Below are 1,504 nucleotides of genomic sequence, written 5' to 3'. Positions count from 1 at the left end.
CCCGGCCTGGAGGCCGAGGCGCTCCGATCCTGGCCCGGACACCAGGCCGAGGACGCGGCGGATCTGCGTGTTCATGACACGGCTCCTTTTCAAGCTTGCGGACGGGGGTTCAGGCCTCGGTCGAAGCCGCGAAGGCGTCGAGCGCCCGCGTTGAGTAGACGATGGCAGCACCAGCGTTGACGCTGGTGGCGACGCCGAGGGCCTCCGCGAGCTCCGCCTCGGTCGCGCCGAGCTTGCGGGCGGCATCGGTGTGCACCGTGATACAGCCGTCGCAGCGCAGCGTGATCGCGACGGCCACTGCGATCAGTTCGCGCGTCTTTGCGTCGAGCTGCGCTGTCTTCTGACCCGCACTGCTCAGGGCGCCGTAGCCGCGCACCGTCTCGGGGCTGAGCTTCGCCAGACCGCCGACGCCGGCCGTGATCTGCTGGCGGTAGGTGTTCCAATCCATCATCGACATGACGACCTCCTTCGTGGTGCCTCAGGAGGTAGACCCGGGCCGCTCCGGCCACGATGGCGGCGTGGCGCAGGCTGATGGCCGGGCGGATCAATCAGGCCCGGGAGAGAGGGTCTCCTGGCGCACCCGACCGGGACGCACACCGTACTTGCGCAGGAATGCGCGGCTGAAAGCGCCCGGCGATTGGTACCCTGCCTCGGCCGCGATCTCGTCGAGGGATGCCGACGCGGTGCGCAGACGGTGGCGGGCGAGGCCGAGCCGGAGCTCACTCAGGAATTCCAGGGGCGGCACCCCCGCGGCCTTGCGGAACGCCCGCACGAGTGTCGCCCGCGAGGCGGCAGCGACCGCCGCGAGGTCGTCGAGTGTCCAGGCCCGGACTGGGTCGCGCACCATGGCCAGGACCGCCTGCGCGGTGATCCGCTGCCCGAGAAGGCGCAGGAGCCCATCGGTCGGTGCCGATCCCTCTAGGTGGGTGCGCAGCATCAGCATGAACAACGCGCTGGCGAGGTTCTCGGCGATGGCGAGTGCGCCGGCCCGCGCCTCGGCAAGTTCCTCGCGGATGCCGACGAGCAGGGGGTGGAAGCGCACCGACAGCGGCTGCTCGCCAACGCGCAGGACGAGGAGATCCGGAAGGGCGGAGACGATCAGGTTCTGGGGCGCCACCTCGAAGCGCAGGCGGCCGCAGAGCAGTTCCACCTCCGGCTCCACGCCGAGGCTAGTCTTGAACCGGAGTGAGCCCTGGTTGTGGACGAGGACCGGCAGGGATGCCTGCGCGCTCAGGTCGGGGCCGCGCATCGTGTGCGCGGTGCCGCGCGGAAGGAGCAGGATGTCGCCGGCCTCGACCGGGAGGGATGCGTCCCCGGGGCGCTGGAGGATGGCGCGGCCGTGCGTGATGATGTGGAAGTAGGCCTGACCGGCCGGCTCGGGCTCGTGCACGGCCGCCCAGGTTCCGCCGAAACGGCAGACGTCATCCAGCTGCGGGCGCACCCGCAGTAGCGGCGCCAACCCGCTGAGCGCATCCTCGCCGATCTCCGTCATGGCTCCCTCGGC

At 70.9% G+C, this 1,504-nt stretch carries 2 protein-coding genes; both read right to left on the bottom strand.

Annotation, left to right across the window (positions count from 1 at the left end):
- Window positions 1–109 precede the first annotated feature (109 nt).
- Window positions 110–457, bottom strand: coding sequence for a carboxymuconolactone decarboxylase family protein (locus VQ02_RS28170; protein WP_048447563.1), 348 nt, complete (start codon window positions 455–457; stop codon window positions 110–112).
- Between the two features lie 87 nt (window positions 458–544).
- Window positions 545–1,492, bottom strand: a complete 948-nt coding sequence (locus VQ02_RS28165; RefSeq protein ID WP_053080585.1) for an AraC family transcriptional regulator — start codon at window positions 1,490–1,492, stop codon at window positions 545–547.
- Window positions 1,493–1,504: the final 12 nt, after the last annotated feature.

Origin of the sequence: Methylobacterium variabile, from assembly GCF_001043975.1 — a bacterium.
GTDB classification, from domain to species: Bacteria; Pseudomonadota; Alphaproteobacteria; order Rhizobiales; family Beijerinckiaceae; genus Methylobacterium; species Methylobacterium variabile.
This window is presented reverse-complemented; position numbering and strand designations above follow the sequence as displayed.

Coding starts and splice junctions, on each gene's coding strand:
- VQ02_RS28170 (WP_048447563.1), bottom strand. CDS start 457: ATGTCGATGATGGATTGGAACACCTACCGCCAGCAGATCACGGCCGGC.
- VQ02_RS28165 (WP_053080585.1), bottom strand. CDS start 1,492: ATGACGGAGATCGGCGAGGATGCGCTCAGCGGGTTGGCGCCGCTACTG.